The sequence below is a fragment of the Sphingobium sp. 15-1 genome (genome assembly GCF_013375535.1).
Classification (GTDB): Bacteria; Pseudomonadota; Alphaproteobacteria; order Sphingomonadales; family Sphingomonadaceae; genus Sphingobium; species Sphingobium aromaticivastans.
On sequence record NZ_JABXJG010000003.1, the window covers coordinates 437,313 to 454,412 of the forward strand.

Annotated in this window: 17 protein-coding genes and 2 pseudogenes; 8 read left to right on the top strand and 11 right to left on the bottom strand. The window is 60.6% G+C overall.

What is annotated here, in order from left to right:
* Nucleotides 1-2 precede the first annotated feature (2 nt).
* From HUK72_RS25020 to HUK72_RS25060, 9 genes and pseudogenes are all read right to left on the bottom strand, one after another.
* A pseudogene (locus HUK72_RS25020) lies at nucleotides 3-444 on the bottom strand (IS3 family transposase); the annotation flags it as partial.
* Nucleotides 438-953, bottom strand: a pseudogene (locus HUK72_RS25025) (IS110 family transposase); the annotation flags it as partial. The pseudogenes HUK72_RS25020 and HUK72_RS25025, both read right to left, overlap by 7 nt.
* An 11-nt stretch (nucleotides 954-964) precedes the next feature.
* Complete coding sequence (locus tag HUK72_RS25030; protein WP_176599211.1) at nucleotides 965-1,399, bottom strand: hypothetical protein; 435 nt, start codon at nucleotides 1,397-1,399, stop codon at nucleotides 965-967.
* A gap of 101 nt (nucleotides 1,400-1,500) precedes the next feature.
* The gene (locus HUK72_RS25035) at nucleotides 1,501-2,712 is read right to left on the bottom strand and encodes an MFS transporter (protein WP_176599212.1); all 1,212 of its coding nucleotides are present in this window, start codon (nucleotides 2,710-2,712) and stop codon (nucleotides 1,501-1,503) included.
* A 50-nt stretch (nucleotides 2,713-2,762) separates the two neighbouring features.
* Nucleotides 2,763-3,161, bottom strand: coding sequence for an EthD domain-containing protein (locus tag HUK72_RS25040; protein WP_218036282.1), 399 nt, complete (start codon nucleotides 3,159-3,161; stop codon nucleotides 2,763-2,765).
* 455 nt (nucleotides 3,162-3,616) lie between these two features.
* The gene (locus tag HUK72_RS25045; protein ID WP_176599214.1) at nucleotides 3,617-3,967 is read right to left on the bottom strand and encodes a non-heme iron oxygenase ferredoxin subunit; all 351 of its coding nucleotides are present in this window, start codon (nucleotides 3,965-3,967) and stop codon (nucleotides 3,617-3,619) included.
* Nucleotides 3,964-4,374 (bottom strand): cobalamin B12-binding domain-containing protein, encoded by a 411-nt coding sequence (locus HUK72_RS25050; RefSeq protein WP_176599215.1) that lies wholly within the window; start codon nucleotides 4,372-4,374, stop codon nucleotides 3,964-3,966. Before HUK72_RS25050 ends, HUK72_RS25045 begins: the two co-directional genes overlap by 4 nt.
* Entirely contained in the window at nucleotides 4,371-6,017 is a 1,647-nt protein-coding gene (locus HUK72_RS25055) for a methylmalonyl-CoA mutase family protein (RefSeq protein ID WP_176599216.1), read from the bottom strand. Before HUK72_RS25055 ends, HUK72_RS25050 begins: the two co-directional genes overlap by 4 nt.
* A 16-nt stretch (nucleotides 6,018-6,033) precedes the next feature.
* Nucleotides 6,034-7,434, bottom strand: coding sequence for an SRPBCC family protein (locus HUK72_RS25060; protein WP_176599217.1), 1,401 nt, complete (start codon nucleotides 7,432-7,434; stop codon nucleotides 6,034-6,036).
* Nucleotides 7,435-7,712: 278 nt separating this feature from the next.
* Between HUK72_RS25060 and HUK72_RS25065 the strand changes: the two genes are divergently transcribed.
* From HUK72_RS25065 to HUK72_RS25075, 3 genes are read left to right on the top strand one after another with little or no spacing between them, the layout of a single operon-like run.
* Entirely contained in the window at nucleotides 7,713-8,873 is a 1,161-nt protein-coding gene (locus tag HUK72_RS25065; RefSeq protein ID WP_176599218.1) for an acetyl-CoA C-acetyltransferase, read from the top strand.
* Nucleotides 8,873-9,307, top strand: a complete 435-nt coding sequence (locus HUK72_RS25070) for a Zn-ribbon domain-containing OB-fold protein (RefSeq protein WP_176599219.1) — start codon at nucleotides 8,873-8,875, stop codon at nucleotides 9,305-9,307. The genes HUK72_RS25065 and HUK72_RS25070 overlap by 1 nt, the downstream gene beginning before the upstream one ends.
* On the top strand, nucleotides 9,304-10,443 hold the full coding sequence (locus HUK72_RS25075; RefSeq protein ID WP_176599220.1) for a thiolase family protein: 1,140 nt from the start codon (nucleotides 9,304-9,306) through the stop codon (nucleotides 10,441-10,443). The genes HUK72_RS25070 and HUK72_RS25075 overlap by 4 nt, the downstream gene beginning before the upstream one ends.
* 300 nt (nucleotides 10,444-10,743) lie before the next feature.
* On the opposite strand, the gene HUK72_RS25080 is transcribed toward HUK72_RS25075, so the two are convergent.
* Nucleotides 10,744-11,511 carry an SDR family NAD(P)-dependent oxidoreductase gene (locus HUK72_RS25080; RefSeq protein WP_176599221.1) on the bottom strand — a complete coding sequence of 256 codons (768 nt, stop codon included), beginning with the start codon at nucleotides 11,509-11,511 and terminating at the stop codon, nucleotides 10,744-10,746.
* Nucleotides 11,512-11,605: 94 nt separating this feature from the next.
* On the opposite strand from HUK72_RS25080, the gene HUK72_RS25085 reads away from it, so the two are divergent.
* Nucleotides 11,606-12,406: an enoyl-CoA hydratase/isomerase family protein gene (locus HUK72_RS25085; RefSeq protein ID WP_176599222.1), complete on the top strand. Its 801-nt coding sequence runs from the start codon at nucleotides 11,606-11,608 to the stop codon at nucleotides 12,404-12,406.
* 12 nt (nucleotides 12,407-12,418) lie between these two features.
* On the opposite strand, the gene HUK72_RS25090 is transcribed toward HUK72_RS25085, so the two are convergent.
* On the bottom strand, nucleotides 12,419-13,627 hold the full coding sequence (locus HUK72_RS25090) for an acetyl-CoA hydrolase/transferase family protein (RefSeq protein WP_176599223.1): 1,209 nt from the start codon (nucleotides 13,625-13,627) through the stop codon (nucleotides 12,419-12,421).
* Nucleotides 13,628-13,770: 143 nt separating this feature from the next.
* Between HUK72_RS25090 and HUK72_RS25095 the strand changes: the two genes are divergently transcribed.
* From HUK72_RS25095 to HUK72_RS25110, 4 genes are all read left to right on the top strand, one after another.
* Nucleotides 13,771-14,223: a MaoC family dehydratase gene (locus HUK72_RS25095; RefSeq protein ID WP_176599224.1), complete on the top strand. Its 453-nt coding sequence runs from the start codon at nucleotides 13,771-13,773 to the stop codon at nucleotides 14,221-14,223.
* An 11-nt stretch (nucleotides 14,224-14,234) separates the two neighbouring features.
* Nucleotides 14,235-15,083 (top strand): CoA ester lyase, encoded by an 849-nt coding sequence (locus tag HUK72_RS25100; RefSeq protein WP_255326010.1) that lies wholly within the window; start codon nucleotides 14,235-14,237, stop codon nucleotides 15,081-15,083.
* A gap of 2 nt (nucleotides 15,084-15,085) precedes the next feature.
* Nucleotides 15,086-16,264: an acyl-CoA dehydrogenase family protein gene (locus HUK72_RS25105; RefSeq protein ID WP_176599226.1), complete on the top strand. Its 1,179-nt coding sequence runs from the start codon at nucleotides 15,086-15,088 to the stop codon at nucleotides 16,262-16,264.
* Between the two features lie 140 nt (nucleotides 16,265-16,404).
* Nucleotides 16,405-16,971: an SRPBCC family protein gene (locus tag HUK72_RS25110; RefSeq protein ID WP_176599227.1), complete on the top strand. Its 567-nt coding sequence runs from the start codon at nucleotides 16,405-16,407 to the stop codon at nucleotides 16,969-16,971.
* Nucleotides 16,972-17,100: the final 129 nt, after the last annotated feature.

Genomic DNA, 17,100 nt, shown 5'->3' on the forward strand with positions numbered 1-17,100 from the left:
GGATTGTAATAGACAAACCACCGCTCCAGGCCGCGCCGTAGTTCGGAACCCGTCTCGAAGGCGTGCAGGTAGACGCATTCATATTTCACCGATCGCCACAGCCGCTCGATGAAGACGTTGTTCATCCAACGCCGCTTGCCGTCCATGCTGATCTTGGTCCGCCGCGCGCAGCACGCCGGTGAAGGCATAGCTGGTGAACTGGCTGCCCTGATCGGTATTAAAGATCTCGGACTTGCCGAAACGGGCCAGCGCATCCTCCAGGGCCTCGACGCAAAAGCCCGCGTCCATGGTGTTCGATAGCCGCCAGGCCAGCACCTTGCGGCTCGCCCAGTCCATGATGGCGACCAGATAAAGGAAGCCGCGCCGCATCGGCAAATAGGTCACGTCCGCGCACCAGACGTGGTTGGGCCGCGTGATTTCCAGATCGCGCAACAGATAGGGATAGTCTCATCTGCCGCTATCCGCTCGAGGAGCGGCTCGATCCGGCACATCCCGGTTGCTGCGGTGATTCCGAACTCTGCCGCAAAACCGCGGATTGCATTAGCAAGCTGCGTTCGCCTCTGAACAAGTCTGGTCCGCATTCCCACGAGCATCAAGGCTGCCTGTTGCTCTGCGCTTTTCGTCGGGACGAACCGCATTGATGGGCGGCTCATCGCTTCACACAGCCCTTCGGCGTCTGCAGCATCATTCTTGCCGCGCTTGACGTACGGTTTTGCTAACTGTGGTGCGATCAATTTAACGTCGTGGCCGAGCGAACCGAGAAAACGCGCTCAGTGATGGGCACTGCCGCAGGCCTCAATGCCGACAACCGTCGGAGGCAGCTTCTCGAAGAATTTGATCATTTCCCGGCGTGCCAGCCTTCGGCGCAGGACCGGCTGCTCAGCAGCGTCAACGCCGTGCAGCTGAAAAACGTTCTTTGACGTGTCCATCCCTATGCGGATAATCTGGTCCATGGGCGGCTCCCTCATGTGAGTCCTACAACGACATCACCTTGGCACATCGCGATGCCGTTGGGAGCCGTCCAACCCAACACCTCAGTGCCGAAGGGTCTGACGACGGACAGGTGCCAGGATAAACTGCGTATGACTACCGCGTCGAACGCGACCCTCAACATGCTGTACGCAATCTCAAGATCGAGGAGCGCTGCCGGGGCGACCGTGCGGTCGTAGTTGCGCTCTGTTCCGGAACATTTAGTAGTGCAGGAGGAAGGTGCCCGCAGCACGTCGCTGATTTCCGGTGCAGCACGTGCCGAAATCGATGAACGCGGCGTCGCCGAAAAGAAGAAGAGCCTGCCGCGCAAAGATATGGAGCGATCGACCGTGGCATTGACTTCGGCCGTATCGCTGACGCCGACCCGGTAGTCATGCGCCGTTCCATGAGCATCGGCGATGATGCGCATGGCTCCCTCCGCACGATCCTCAATTGGTGTCGGCGACCCGAACATATGCGCCGGTGGCCAAGGGCCGCGCGGTGGCGCAACCAATGCCCGAGCGGCCGCGATCATAACGGGGTCGCGCGTCGGACGTCGACCGGTTCCGCCGCCAACGCTTCTACTCGCTCCATCCGTTCTCGGCGCGCGCGATGCGAAAGGACGAAGAGAACTGCCAGGAGCTGACCGCAGGTGACCAGTGCGATCAGCATGGGCCGTTGCCCGCCCACCAGCTGCGCAAAGGGAATGGCGACGAGCGGGAATAGGATCATCGCCCCGTAAAGCAATGCATTAACCAGTCCAAGCGCAGATGCCGGACTACCGGGCGACGCCTTGATTGCGGAGGAATAGAGAAGCGGCGCGAGCAACCCGCTCCCGATGCCGGCCAGCAAGCTGCTGGCGCCCACGCCCCACACTGAATGGCTCAGCGCAATCCCCACAAGCCCGGCACCCTCCACCACCAGCGTTAGCGCGAAGGCATAGGAGCTTCTGAGGCGATTGGACAAGGGTACGAACAGCCAGGAGCCGATCGCGCTGCCCACGACGGTCGCGGTTGGCGGGATGGATAGGAGCTGCGCATTGGTCACGCCCAGTTGCACCAGAAAGAGCGGCGCGAACATCGCGATGGTGAAGACAACCATACCGCCGAAAATGGCGGCAGATCCCGTCAACGGTCCGACATATTTGAGCGCGGCACGCAGAACGACCTTGTCTTCGGCATTCTCGGAGGCGGGGCGCGAGGGCGGCAGCATCAGCACCAATGGAATGAACAGGATGGCGATCAGATGGCCGGCAAAGGCAAGGCGCCAGCTTATGCCTGACAGAGCGCCGATCGCAGGAAAGAGTCCGATGGCCGCACAGCTGCCAATGAGACCCTGGAGCCCAAGGGCGCGGGTCTGCCCTTTCCCGCTCAACAGGCGATTGATACCGACGAGGGAGGCATTGACGATACCGGCGCAACCCAGGCCGACGACCCCGCGGGTCAGGATGATGGCATAAAGATCGTCCAGAAGCGCGGCGGTGGGACCGACGACGCCCAGCAACAGCAGCGAAATCAGATAGACCGAGCGGTAGCCGAGGCGATCGATGGCGCGGCTGCTGAACAGACAACCCAGGGCAAAGGTGAACGCCGCTGCGGCCCCTACCACCTGTGTCAGCACATCAGCATTTGCGACGGCTTGGAAATGTTGGCGGACACCCGGCAGCGCAGGCGCGAGCGAAAATAATCCGAGGAAAATCAGTATGCCCGCGCCGGGCAGGGACAGATAGGCGAGCGGGCTCAACCTTGGCGGTGCGGATGCATCGAGTGATGACCGTGCTGAGTCATGCGCCATCAGATCAGGCCCTGACCGGATATTTCGTCGACCAGAACTTGCCGCGATCTTGCGCGATCGGCGAAGTTCGCCTCGTCATCGGTTACGGCACGGGTGAACGCCGGATCGCTGGACACACGCATGATGCCTTCCAACGCAGCTTCATCCCTGATCGTGTAAATCGACACTGCGTCATAATCGACGCCGCCGTCATTCTCCGGCGCTTCGTCCGCGTCAGGGCGGCCGACGTAGAGATTGATTGCGTTTTGCGGATAATAACGTTTGAAGTCGGTCATAAATGGTCCAACCCATTTGGCGACCATGGGGATGTGGACATTCTCATAATGCTGACGGAAGTCTTCGAAGGAAATGCCTTCCTTCCGCTTCATGAACATCATCAATTTCTGCACGTCATCCATCCTCTCTCAATTGGCGGGCGCGGTGATGGACCATCACACATGCCATGAAGGCGCACGGGTGTTGGGGGGCGTTGAGCGCTGCGGCGAGGGCTCCGTCGCGACCATTCACTGCACCGTCGCGCATCGCATTGATTACCTTCGCACCGGCGGTTGGCAGAAAAGACGGAGGCACGGCTTTCACACGGCATCCGAGCGCAGGATCCGGGTCGCATAAAGGCAACCGCTGGATGAATCCGTCCACTCATGACTCTCTCCATTGCCGCCAACCAAGCGATTTCTACGATCGCCTCATAGTCCAACGGTCCTACCTACTAACCCAGGGGCTCGCGCGTCAAGGAGTTGTTGGCGAGCAAAGGATGATGCCGAAGCAGCCCCTAGCCGGGCACGGCATTGCGTACCGGCATGTCCATCCTCATGCGCAAGCGCGGCGCGTCATTGCCACGCGTCTGGGACAATCATGGTCCCTGCCGGACAAAAGGATTAGGGTCACCGAACTTCGTCGCCTGCACCTCGATCCGGCCCGAAAGCACACGCACCGGGAACCGACGTAGCGGATCGACCGCGGGGCCAGCGGTGGCTTTGCCCGTCCGAATGTCGAAACGCGCGCCATGTTTGCGGCAAATGATGTCTGATCCGATCTGTCGCCCGCCATCGAGGGGAAAATCGAGATGGGTGCAGCGATTCTCCAGCGCATGAACCTCCTCGCCCAGGCGAAAAATCAGGATCGACCAGCCGCCGATGGTAAACGCGCGGTGCTTGCCGTTAGGTATATCTTCCAACGCGCAAACATCGACATAAGGGATCATACAGGCGGAGCGCCGGCGGCCTGAATGAACTGGATGATGTCCTCCGTCTTGGACCCTGCGCCGAACAGACCCGCGACGCCCATCGCCTTGAGTTCGGGAATGTCGTCGGGATGAATGATGCCCCCTAGGATTACGGGAACATGGCCTACGCCCTTTGCCTTCATAGCCTCTATCAGCTGCCGCGTATATTCGACATAGGCTGCCGACGAGAAGCTGACGCCGACGATGTCGGCCTTGCCCGCCGCCACCGCGTCGGCCATTCCTTCGACGCTGTTATGTTCGCCCAGATAGTTGACGTCGATGCCGCCCGCTTCGTCTAGCAAGCGCGCCAATGTGCGGATCCCCTTCGAATGTACGTCGGTGCCCAGCATCCCCAGGATGCAGTGTACTGTGTTGGATTTGCTCATGTGTAGCTCAAAGGCGCCTTGATGTGACCATAAGGATCGAATGCATGACCATAAGCGACGCGCACCGTTCCCCATATTTCGCCGATACTCGCATCGGCGATGAAAGCGTCGATCATCGCCTGCATCGGGTTGTTGCCGTCGCGCACCACATTGTGAACCGCCTTGAGCGCCGCGGACCAGTTGCCCTGATCGCGCTGCTGCTTCAGTTCCGAGAAGCGACGAATATGCGCATAGGTGTTAGTCCGGTCGAACTTGAAGCGAGTAGGTGCGGGCTCGTCTTCCGGTACGAACCGGTTGACGCCGACCATGATACGTTCATCGCTGTCCAGTTCGCGTTGGAAGTCGAAATTGAAGTCATCCATCATGCCTTCGATCTCGCCGCTGGCGATCGCATCGATCAGGCCTTTTTGCTCGATCCGGGCCAGCATCGCTGCGGCGGCCGCTTCCACCTGATCGGTCAATGCCTCGATATAGTAGCTGCCGCCAAACGGATCGGCGACGCGCGCCGCGCCGACTTCGTTCGCCAGAATTTGCTGCTGCCGCGTGGCGAGTTCCCGCGCCTCATGAGTTGGAACGCAGACAGGCTCGTCGAAAGTGCACGCCTCCAGCGACTGAACGCCGCCGCAAAGCGCCGCCAAGCCCTGTATGGCAGTACGGGTCAGATTGTTGAGCGGCTGCTTGTACACGAGCGACTTGCCCGAAGTGTGACAAGCGATCCTCAGCCGTTGCGCGCGCATGTCCTTTGAGCCGAACCGTTCCTTCATCGTGCGCGCCCAGTAGCGGCGCAGCGCCCGGAACTTGGCGACTTCTTCGAAGAAGTCGATGTCCGAGGTGGAAACCCATGCAAGGCTGGGAGCCACTTCATCGACGGTCAGGCCGCGATCAATCAAGTCTTCCATCGTCTTGTTGATGATAGCCATGCCGAGCGCGATTTCGCCGGCCGGCGACAGGCCGCGTTCACGCAGATCATAGGCCTGCGGCATTCCAAGCGCCCAGCGCGGGCTGTTGCGCACGCTGAATTCGATTTCATCCACCGCAATCCGATGTCCGAAATCGGCCGGAACAAGATGCTTACCCCAGCCGCATAGTGTTTGTTGCAACATGTCGGGCATGTTGGAGCCCTGCAACGTCGCCAGTGGCTGACCGCGTTTGACATGCAGCGAGGCGACCAGCGGATAGGCCATGGCCGCCCAGTGCCAGGCCGTGTCGACCTTTGCCAAGTCGACCTCGTTAAGCAGACGCTCCATGTCTCGCGTCGTCGGGAGCGAGCAACCTTCCAGCCCGACCTCTGGTCCGAAGGCGGGGTGATCCGGGTCGATGCTTTGCGTCGTCAGCGGATCGGGCACGATGCTGACGCCAGTTCCGCCCGATGCAAGGACCATTTCCAGCCCTTGGCGTGTGTCCTCCGGCGCGCCATAGCCCACGATGTTGCGCAGCGTCCACATCCGGCTGCGATACATGCTCGGATAAGCGCCGCGAGTGAACGGGTAAGCGCCGGGATCGCCGATATTCTGCTGGTAGGCCTCATCACGTTCACGCGGAAAATAGGCCACGTCGGTTTCCAAGCCGCTCCAAGTCTTGGTGCGACTAAGCTTGATCTCGACGTTCTCAACGCTTTCGAACAGGTTGGTTGTTTCGGTCATTATTATATATATCCGCTCAGGTCCGGCCAATCAGCCGGTCGATTTCGGCAAGGTAGTGGCGGATACGATTTTCTGATTCCGACAAGACATAGCCGTCGAAAGCGGACGATTCGATCCCCTTCTGAACTTCAGGAACGCGGACGGCGTCCTGCGCTAGAACCGAACCAAATTCCTCTAGCGTCTGCGGGACGATGATGGGCGGGCGGATCGACCCGTCCCAACCCGGTTCCGAAACCGCCGCTGGGCCGAACTGGCCGGGGTCCATCACCATGTCCTGCGTTCCGCCAACGGGCAGACACAGCGAAATAGCGCGGTAGTAGCTTTTGCTAGGGTTGGTCGGGTGTGGGCTGAACACCTGGATCAATAACGCATCGCTGAACGCGTTGATCGTGATGTTGGGGAACACGAAGTAGTTCCAGTCGTCATTGACCTGCTCGTCGGTCAGGTTGTCGAAATGATCATAATTGTGGCGCTTGGCCCATTTGCGCCGCGTTTCGGCGATCGCAGAGCTATATTGATGGCCCTTAAGATGGGTGAAGTCGTCCGGGTTGCCACCGTAGAACTGAAGGAAGCCCTTCAGCGCTTCGGTCACTGTATCCCGGTCTTCGTTGCGGCTGGTGACATAACCGACCGGAATGATCATCCGGCTGTTGCCATTGCCATACAGATCATATTGGCATTCGAGCGTCTCGGTAAAGCCCAGCAGCTGCGGATGCACGTCATCGGCATGGTAAAATTCGATGAAGGCGTCGAGCGCAGTTTTCCAGTTCGCATCCCAAGGCGTGTAGATGTCGCGAATGACCCGGTATTTTTCAAACGGATAGGGCGCGAGATGGGAGGGAATGACGTCGAGATGCTCGAGCAGCGACTTGCAGTCCGGGTCCATGTTGATGAACACGAAACTGTTCCAGACGCTGCACCGCACCGCCTTCAGCCCGGGACGATGTGCGACCGCTTCGGGACGGAAAATCATTTCATCGCGGATTTCGGCATTCTTGCCGTCGAGCCCGTACTTCCAGCCGTGGAAATCGCAGGTAAATACGCAGGCGCCGCCATCGGCGGCCGCGCCCGCGCTGCCGAAATCGGTGTGGACCAAGCGGTTGCCGCGATGCGGGCAGACGTTGTAATAGGCAGCGACGCCCTCATCACCTTCCCCATTGCGCACGATGACAAAGGATTCCTTGCCATACTCCGCCTTGAACCAGTCGCCGATTTCGGCAAGATCCTGGGTTAGGCCGACGAACAGCCAGCTTTTCGTCCACATCTTGTCCCATTCGAGTGCAGCCTCTTCCGGGCTGTAGAAACGCTTGGGGTCGATTCGAGCGGTGCCGTGATCGATATAAGGGGCCTTCGCGCCCGGACTATCGGGTGCGGCATCGGGGTATGCTACGAAACCCCTCCGGTAATCGTAATCCATGGCATCCTCGTCAATTCGGCAAAAAACAGTATGTAGGACCTAATCGTTTGCACAGTCGAATGCAATGGGTTTATGGAGCAATAGAAACGGGCGATGGGGCGTCATTCACGCCGGATTGGGCCCTTTGCGAGGTAACACGTGACCCATGCTGGCTTCAACATTGCGGTATTGGCTGGCGAGCATGGAAAGCGTGCGAATGCGCGATGCCAAAACCTCCAAGCCTGGATAACGGCCTGGGATTTCTCATATAACAGACACAGGAGCGAAAAGGAACGCATATGAACGCCTATATCGTGTCCGCTGTTCGGACCGCTGGCGGCCGGCGCAACGGGCGACTCGCGGGAAAGCATCCCGTCGAACTCGCCGCGCAGGTCCTGAACGCGGTAGTTGCCCAATCGGGCGTGCCGGGCGAGGCGATCGACGACGTCATCCTGGGCTGCGTCACGCAATATGGCGAACAATCGCGCCAGATCGCGCGGTTCGCCGTGCTGGCCTCCGACCTTCCTGAATCCGTCCCTTCGGTGACCATCGACCGCCAGTGCGGATCGTCCCAGCAGGCGGTCCAGTTCGCCGCTCAGGCGATCATGTCCGGAACGCAGGACATTGTGATAGCGGCCGGGGTCGAAAGCATGAGCCGCGTGCCGCTGGGTTCGGCGACTAACAGCGCGCAAGGCGCGACGCCGATGATTCAGTCCATCCGTGACCGCTACGGCATCGAGGATTTCAGCCAGTTCAACGGCGCCGAAATGATCGCGAAAAAATGGGGCTTTACGCGCGATGACCTCGACTCATTCGGCCTGGAAAGCCATCGCCGTGCGATAGCCGCCACCAATTCGGGCGCCTTCGACGGCGAGATCGTGCCGATCGCCATCACCCTGCCCGACGGCACGGGCGACATGCATGTGAAGGATGAGGGCATTCGTTGGGACGCCTCGCTGGAATCGATGGCGGGCGTTAAGACGATCATCGAAAACGGTCTTATCACGGCGGCGACTGCGAGCCAGATCACCGATGGTGCGGCTGCGGTCATGATCGTGTCCGAAAAGGCGCTGAAGGAATATGGACTGACCCCGATCGCACGGATCGCCAGTTTCATGGTGACGGCCGGCGACCCGATCCTGATGCTGGAAGAACCGCTATATGCGACCGACAAGGCGTTGAAGCGGGCGGGTATGACGCTGGATGACATCGACCTGTTCGAAGTGAACGAGGCGTTTGCGCCGGTGCCCTTGGCATGGCTGAAGCATACTGGCGTGGATCCGGCGAAGGTGAACGTCAACGGCGGAGCGATCGCCTTGGGTCATCCGGTCGGCGCGTCGGGTGCGAAGCTGATGTCGACGCTGATCCATGGCCTGCGTGCGCGTGGCGCCAGATACGGCTTGCAGACGATGTGCGAAGGAGGCGGCCAGGCCAATGTTACTATTTTGGAGGCGCTGTAATGACGACTAATGGACAAAGGGCGGCTTTTCCCTTCATCGTTATAGACGATGAAGGCCTGCGGCTGACGGCGCTGCGCTGCTCCGCCTGTGGCGCCAGCTTCGCCGAAGCGGAGCGGCTTGCCTGCGCCCGGTGTGGCGCGGACGCGGGCGCACTCGACGCGTTCACGCCGGCCGTCAGCGGAAAACTTCATGCCGCCTCAATCGTTCGCCGCGGCTATCCGGGCGTGGCCGTTCCCTTCATTTCCGCGATCGTGGATCTGGATGGCGGACCGACGTTGAAGGGTGTGCTGCGGTCCGCAACATTCGAGCCACATGAGATCGTCCATGGCCGCAGGGTCCGCGTGGTCTTCGACGATTCGGGGCATGCCGACGCGGAGGGCAACCGCTTCATCAGCCATTTCTTCGAGCCCGCTGACCAGGAGCCTGCGCAATGAGCGAAGATGTTTATATCGTTGGGATCGAAATGACCCATTTCGGCCGCTATCCCGAAAAATCGGCAGCGCAGATCGGTGCCGAAGCGGCGCTGGGTGCACTAAAGGAAAGTGGCCTCACCATTCACGACATCCAGGCGGTCTATGGCGGAAGCCGTTTCACCGGAATGATCGGCCAGAAGATCCTGCAGCAGATCGGGCAGACCGGCGTCCAGGTGGTCAATGTCGTCAACGCCTGCGCCACCGGCGCGACGACCATCCGTGAAGGGTGGACGGCGATCCGCGCGGGCGAATATGATACCGTGCTATGTGTCGGCACCGAAAAGATGACGGGCATGGGAATGCTGGGCGACCCCGCCGCCGGTCTGGTGCCGACCGAAGGCCTGCTGGGTTCCGCGTCGATGCCCGCGATCTTTGGCGAGGCGGGCATGGAATACGCGGCCAAGCACGGCGCAACCTTCGCCGATTTCGCGCAGGTGGCAGTCAAGAACCATCATCATGCGACGATGAATCCCAAGGCGTTCCTGCGCAAGGAGACGCCGCTCGACATGGTGATGGAGGCGGAGATCATCGCCTATCCCATCACCAAGCTGATGTGTTCGATCAACGTCGACGGCGCGGCCGCAGCGGTGTTGATGTCCGAACGCAAAGTGCGCGAGCTCGGCCTGATGGATCGTGCGATCCGAATCCGTGCCACCGCCATCGCGTCGGATCCCTGGCAGGAACGCGACCCGACGATGCCGGACATTAACAGCGCGTCGCGCCTTGCCGTCGACAAGGCCTATGCCATGGCGGGACTGACGCCGGACGCGATCGACCTGGTGGAGTTGCACGACTGTTTCGCTCCGGCCGAACTTCTCCATTATGAAAATTTGCGTTTGTGCGGCGAAGGTGAGGCCGTGCGGATGCTGTATGATGGTGAAACCACGCTCGGCGGGCGCATCCCGGTTAATATGTCCGGCGGACTGCTGTCTAAGGGGCATCCGATCGGTGGAACGGGGGTCGCCAACCTTTACGAGATCGTCAGTCACCTACGTGGGCAGGCCGGTGCACGACAAGTCGAGGGCGCACGCATCGGCATGACCCACGTCGTGGGACTGGGAACGGCGTGCGCGGTTCATATCCTCGAAAAAGCCTGATCGCTTCCAGGGCAGCCTTCGTGCTTCGCTCGATAGCTGCCCTGGACGATGGAAATGGTGAGGCCGCTTGGCCGTTCAATGCGGCTGCGCGTCGACATCGCCTTCTTTGATCGGAAGCCTGATGTTGAGCATCCTCTTCGGGAAGCTAGGCCAAATCACCCGATCCGGTACGGGCGATACGAGTTGCGTTCCTCCCCGACGCGACTTCATCCTAATCCGATGCGGGTTGATCCAGATTCTTGTTCATGACACCATCCTTCCTCGTCGACCGGGCCGGCCTTCAAGCAGCTGGTTTCGCGTCTAAAGCTGCAGGCCGCCATCGACGGCAAGCGACTGGCCGGTGACATATTTTGCCCGGTCTGAGAGCAGGAACAGCACAGCGTCGGCAATATCCTGTGCAACGCCGAACTTCTTCATCGGCAGCATCCGGCGGATGCCGTCGACCCATTCTTCTATACCCGGCTTTGCGATCAATTCATGACCAAGGCCCGCATCGATGAAGCCGGGCGCAACGCAGTTCGCGCGAATCCCGAATCGTCCTTCCTCTAAGGCGATGCCGCGGAACAGCATTTCGATCGCGGCCTTGGGCGCTGCCGAACACAGGTCGCGCATGGGCACTTTTTCAACAGCAGCGGTGATCACGGCGATCAACGACCCGCCGCCACCCGCCTTCAGATGCGGGAGCGTCGCCCATACCAGATTGAACGCCCCATTTACGTCAACGTCGAATACCTGCTTCCATTCCGCAGGCGTAATTGCGTTCAGGAATTTCATCGGGATATGTGGGCCAGCGGCGTACACAACCGAATGGACACGGCCGAAACGTTCCGCTGCTGCATCGACAAAGCGCTTCATCGCGTCCGGATCGGTGTGATCCACCGACATAGCGAGCGCGTTGCGTCCCGCTGCCTCCACCGACGCCACGACGGCGTCGGCCGCGTCCTTGCGCGAACGATAGGTGAATGCGACATTCGCACCGGCAGCCGCCAGCGACGCGCAAATCGCCGAACCAATGCCGCCGCTGCCACCAGCGACAATCGCCACGCCGTCCGTGAAATGCTGTTCCATCCGTCCTCCTTCTTTCCCACTTAGTGTCTTGCAGCTTGCGCGAATATCGGGCACGGCTGGTTTAGTTCGAGCATACTATACGATGGATATTGCAATGCCCAACCCCGAAATACTCATTTCCGAAAATGACGGCATCATCCAAGTGACGTTCAATCGTCCCGAGAAGTATAACGCGATCAGCGTGAAGATGCTTGAAGGGCTGCGCGATGCGACTGCGCGACTGCGAGATCGCGACGATCTGCGCGTGATGCTGCTCACTGCCAATGGAAAGTATTTTTCTGCCGGGATCGATCTCAACGGTGGTCTCGCGCCCGACAAGAATTTGAAGGGCCCCAGCGCTTTCCGCCGGTGGTATCGGCAGGGCGCGGGCAGCCTGCACGGCTTGGGTGATGAATGGGAAGCGATCGAAAAGCCGATTGTCGTCGCTTTTCAGGGACCATGCCTGGGCGGCGCTCTGGAACTGTCGCTGTGCGCGGATTTTCGCTTGGCGAACGCGGATGCGCGGTTCGGTCTGCCCGAAATCGCGTTGGGCATGTTGCCGGGATCAGGCGGCACCAGCCGGCTGGTTCGACTGGCAGGTTCACACTGGGCGCGATGGCTGGTGCTGGCCAATCGCCAGGTCGACGCGGAACGCGCCCTGACGATCGGCATCATCCACGATATATTGGAGCAGGATGCGTTCACGGACAAGGCGCTGGAATTCTGCCGGTCCTTGGCTGTGCTTCCGCCTGAGGCCTTTGGCGCTGGCAAGATAGCGCTCGAATTGGCGGCCGATCTCGACCGCAATCAGGGTCGCAATGTCGAGCGGCTGGCGGTCAGCGGGCTGTTCTTCGGCGACGAATTGCAGGACCGGATGCGCGCCATGCAGGAGAAGCTGGCGGCGAAAAAACGCTGAGCGCGGAGCGCGTCAGCTTTTTTCCATAAACGCCTGCCATGCGGCCGTCAGTTCGGCGCGGTGAGCCGGGGCGGCGACGGCGATGATCGACGCGGCGCGGTCGGCGTGGCTCGCGGCGCGCAGGTCCGCCACGCCATGTTCCGTTACGACAAGGTCGATATCCGTGCGGCTGAGCGACACCGGACCGGCGCCGGCATTGGGTGGCACGATCCGGCTGATCGTCCCCCGTGCCGCACTGGCCGCGAGCGCAACGATGCGCAGGCCGCCCGCCAGCCGCGCGGCGCGCGCGAAGTCGATAGCGCCTCCGGGGCCGGACATGAAGCCTTTGGGTCCGACTTCCGCATAGGCTTGGCCGAACAGATCGACTTCGGTCGCCGAATTCACTGCGACAAAGTCTGATATCGCGCCGATCACCCCGGCGTCATGCGTAACCGAGACTGGCGCAAAGCGATAGGAAGCGCCGCCGATCGCACGGTATAGCCTCTCTGAACCGATAGCCACACCGGCAGTGACCGGCACGCCCGAAGCCAGTGCCCCCGCCTCTTCCAGATCGACGACAGGGTCCCCGATGAGGCCGGAATGAATACGCAGGTTCCGCCGGTTGGTCAGGGCCCGGAGAACGGCCCCCGGAACCTTGCCCAGCCCGGTTTGCAAGGTCGCGCCATCCTGCACGAACGGGGCGATGTGGCGTCCGATTGCATCGGCGACCGCGTCGCCGCCGCTGTCGGCCATCCCCAGCAAAGGCTGCGGCGCGTAGGTGACGGCACTGATTTCGGCGAAGGGGATGACGGCCTGTCCGCGCGTGCGGGGCATCATCGGATTGACATGGGCCAGCCGCACCGAAATGCGCGGCCATAGCTCTGCCAAAAAATCCACCGTCGGGCCGAAACTGCACAATCCGTCTTCGTCGGGGGGCGACACCATCATCAAGGCGGCGTCCGGCGGGTTTTCCAACAGGCGTTGCCGGATATCCGCATAGCAGAGCGGAAGGAAACGGACCCGGTCCCCTGCAGCCTTCAGTTCGGGCGTGAGGAAAAAGGTTTCGGTGGTAGCTGAGGCGCTAGCCAGATAGGTGCGCTGGTTCAAGCCTGGCACAAATATTCCGGTGAACGTCATCCCAACCAGGCCGTCGCCAGCCCGTTCGGTAGCGTCAGCCAGCACCAGCGATTCGGACGAGCAGCCCGACACCAGCACCCGCCCGCCCGCAGGCAGCATCGCCATGAGCGCATCCGCATCCAATATCATCGGCATTTAAGAAGTCCCCGCAGCAGCTGAAATACCCGCCGATAAATGGATTATTTACAAGCGGAGCACATGCTGTCAATCAGCATCTAGTATATAGACACTAGACAGGACCATGGCAAATGGCAGGCTTGTATTTCGACGCCTTCGAGGTGGGCCAGGTATTTCAGCATGAAATCCGCCGCACGGTGACGGACATGGACAATATGCTGTTTTCGTCGATGACGTACAATCCCGCGTCCATCCACATCGATCACGCCTATGCAGCGGGCACGGAGTTTGGCAAGCCGCTCGTCAATTCGATTTTTACGCTCGGCCTCGTGATCGGTCTTTCGGTGCAGGATACCACTTTGGGCACCACCGTTGGCAACCTCGGTATGACCGATACCGTATTCCCCAAGCCCGTATTCGCAGGCGATACGATACGCGCCGAAACCCGCGTCGATGCGGTGCGGCCCAGCAAGTCGCGCCCCGGCCAAGGAATTGTAACTTTCGAGCATATCGGCTTTAACCAACATGGGGATGTCGTCTGTTCGACGAAGCGCAATGCCTTGATGATGGGACGTCCCGCATGAGATTGCGGTCGATGCTGTTCGTCCCGGGCGACAGCGAACGCAAGTTCGCCAAGGGCGCGTCTGTGGGAGCAGACGCTCTCATCCTGGATCTGGAAGATGCCGTGGCGCCCTCGATGAAGGCTGCCGCACGGGCGCACGTGTCGGAGCTGCTGGACGACCGGAGTGAGCGTTCCTGGCGCTTTTTCGTGCGCGTCAACCCGTTCGACACGGGCATGACCTTTGACGACATGGCTGCTGTGGTCAAACCCGGGCTTGACGGCCTGCTCATTCCCAAGGCGCATTCCGCCCAGGATGTGGCGCGCGTCGCCGCCGAGCTGGACATGCTGGAGCAGCGGGCGGGGATAACGCACGGCACGGTTAAGCTCGCCGTCGTGGCCACCGAAACAGCGCACGCCATGTTCAATCTTGGCAGCTATGCGCCGCCGCCGCCCCGCCTGATCGCAATGACCTGGGGGGCGGAGGATCTGGCAGCCGCGATCGGCGCGACCGACAACAAGGACGAGGACGGCAGATGGACTTTCCCCTATCAGGTCGCACGGGCGCAGTGCCTGTTCGCCGCGACGGCAGCCGAGGTCCTCCCACTGGACACACTTTACGCCGATTTCCGCGACATGCAGGGGCTGGAGCAAGACTGCAAGCGTGCGCGCCGTGATGGCTTTGTGGGACGGATCGCCATTCATCCCGACCAAGTCGGCGTCATCAACAGGGCTTTTTCGCCCACTCCCGAACAAATCGCAGAGGCGCAGGCCATAGTTGCCGCCTTTGCCGCTTCGCCGGACGCCGGTACGCTCGGCATCAACGGCAAAATGTACGACATCCCTCACCTTAAGGCCGCACGCAGAACGCTGGCAGGAGCATGACCATGTCCACCCCTCGACCCCTACCCACTCAGGAAGAACGCGACGCCATCCGCGAGGGCGTACGCGCCGTCGTATCGCGCTTCGATGATGAATATTGGCTCACCCGCGACGAAGACGGTGTATTTCCGTTCGAATTCCACAAGGCGATGGCGGATGGCGGGTGGTTGGGCATCACCATGCCCGAGGAATATGGCGGGGCCGGACTTGGCGTTACCGAAGCGGCGATCATGATGAACGAGGTGGCAAGCCACGGCGGCGGCATGACATCGGCATCGGCCGTCCACATTAACCTGTTCGGCCCTCATCCGATTGTGGTGAAGGGTACGCCGGAGCAGAAGGCGCGCTGGGTTCCCCGGCTGATTTCGGGTCAAGACCAGGTCGCTTTCGGCGTGACCGAGCCTGATGCGGGGCTGAACACGACGCGGATCAAGACCTTCGCCGAAAAGGTGCCGGGTGGATATGTCGTCCACGGCCAGAAGGTGTGGACATCGACCGCGCAGGTGGCAAGCAAGATCCTGCTGCTCACCCGCACGACGCGGTTCGAGGATTGTGCCCGGCCCACGGACGGCATCACCATATTTTACACGGACCTAGATCGATCCAAGATCGACGTACACAAGATCCCAAAGATGGGCCGCAAGGCGGTGGATTCCAACGCGATTTTCATAGACGGACTGTTCATTCCCGAAGAGGACCGAATCGGCGAGGAAGGCAAGGGGTTCTCCTATCTGCTGCACAGCCTGAACCCCGAACGCGTGCTGATCGCCGCCGAAGCCATCGGCCTCGGGAACGACGCCATACGCCGCGCCTCTAAATATGCGCGGGAGCGTGTGGTGTTCGATCGGCCGATCGGGCAGAACCAAGGCATCCAGCATCCGCTCGCAGAACGCTGGATGTATCTGGAAAGCGCCTGGCAGATGGTGATGCGGGCCGCCGAACTATATGACAGCGGATTGCCGTGCGGGGCCGAAGCGAACACCGCCAAATTCCTGGGTGCCCGCGCCGGGCAGGAAGCCTGTTGGCAGGCGATGGCGACGCATGGCGGCTTCGGCTATGCCAAGGAATACCATGTAGAGCGCCTGTATCGCGAGGTTGCGATCACCCGGCTCGCGCCGATCACCGAGCAACTCATCATGAGCTTCATCGCGGAGAAGGTTCTTGATCTGCCAAAAAGCTATTGACCGCCAAGGCCAGCCCCGCAGCGGCGCTGGCCTTGACACTGATAGATAGTAGATCGATACTATTCGCCGCTTGGCAAGATGCTGAAGACCGCTGTGCCTCGCAATACAGTATCGCTTGATGCTTTGCAGAGGTCGCGGAATTGGACCGTCGCGCACGAGGAAAACTGGAGGCACCAATTATGCAAGATTATAAAAGAGGCCATGCGGAGTTTCGCGGCATCGTCAACGCGCCTCTTGACGATGTCTGGGAATTGCTCACGGACTGGGGCGGGTTCGAACGCTGGTGGGTGAAGCCCGAAGATGGCGGGCGCCCCGGTCCGGAAATCGCTAGCGTGGAATTGATCGGAGAGCCTGATTCCGTGCCTCGCACGCGTGTAGTGCGGCATGTGACAGGATCTGCGGTTGATGAAAAATTGTGGCTGCAGGATAATGAGACCAAGCGTATCGTCTATGACATGAAGCCGCGTCCCAATCCGGGCGGTGCTGTCTTGCGCAGCGAGTTCCGAAATTATCTTGCGACGACGATGCTGGACAGCCTGCCCACGGGCGAAACGCTCATGACGTTCAAGTCGGAATTCGACATCGTCGGAGATGCCGACCTCAACTATATGATATCGCTGATCGAACGCACCTATTCTGACGCCATCCTCAAGGGATTTCGGCGTTATTTCGAAAAGCGGCAGGCAGCTGACGCTGTTCCAGCTTGAGGATCGTGACCGGGCGGACGTTGTGCTTCGCCCGGTCGGGTCCCACCGGCCACCGTTGAGAAACTACGGCGCGCAATTCGCGCGCGCGGGTCGTCACAGCCATCCGCGCCCAAGAAAAAAGAACATGAA

Coding starts and splice junctions, on each gene's coding strand:
- HUK72_RS25030 (WP_176599211.1), bottom strand. CDS start 1,399: ATGCGCATCATCGCCGATGCTCATGGAACGGCGCATGACTACCGGGTC.
- HUK72_RS25040 (WP_218036282.1), bottom strand. CDS start 3,161: ATGGATGACGTGCAGAAATTGATGATGTTCATGAAGCGGAAGGAAGGC.
- HUK72_RS25045 (WP_176599214.1), bottom strand. CDS start 3,967: ATGATCCCTTATGTCGATGTTTGCGCGTTGGAAGATATACCTAACGGC.
- HUK72_RS25050 (WP_176599215.1), bottom strand. CDS start 4,374: ATGAGCAAATCCAACACAGTACACTGCATCCTGGGGATGCTGGGCACC.
- HUK72_RS25055 (WP_176599216.1), bottom strand. CDS start 6,017: ATGACCGAAACAACCAACCTGTTCGAAAGCGTTGAGAACGTCGAGATC.
- HUK72_RS25060 (WP_176599217.1), bottom strand. CDS start 7,434: ATGGATTACGATTACCGGAGGGGTTTCGTAGCATACCCCGATGCCGCA.
- HUK72_RS25065 (WP_176599218.1), top strand. CDS start 7,713: ATGAACGCCTATATCGTGTCCGCTGTTCGGACCGCTGGCGGCCGGCGC.
- HUK72_RS25070 (WP_176599219.1), top strand. CDS start 8,873: ATGACGACTAATGGACAAAGGGCGGCTTTTCCCTTCATCGTTATAGAC.
- HUK72_RS25075 (WP_176599220.1), top strand. CDS start 9,304: ATGAGCGAAGATGTTTATATCGTTGGGATCGAAATGACCCATTTCGGC.
- HUK72_RS25080 (WP_176599221.1), bottom strand. CDS start 11,511: ATGGAACAGCATTTCACGGACGGCGTGGCGATTGTCGCTGGTGGCAGC.
- HUK72_RS25085 (WP_176599222.1), top strand. CDS start 11,606: ATGCCCAACCCCGAAATACTCATTTCCGAAAATGACGGCATCATCCAA.
- HUK72_RS25090 (WP_176599223.1), bottom strand. CDS start 13,627: ATGGCGATGCTGCCTGCGGGCGGGCGGGTGCTGGTGTCGGGCTGCTCG.
- HUK72_RS25095 (WP_176599224.1), top strand. CDS start 13,771: ATGGCAGGCTTGTATTTCGACGCCTTCGAGGTGGGCCAGGTATTTCAG.
- HUK72_RS25100 (WP_255326010.1), top strand. CDS start 14,235: ATGCTGTTCGTCCCGGGCGACAGCGAACGCAAGTTCGCCAAGGGCGCG.
- HUK72_RS25105 (WP_176599226.1), top strand. CDS start 15,086: ATGTCCACCCCTCGACCCCTACCCACTCAGGAAGAACGCGACGCCATC.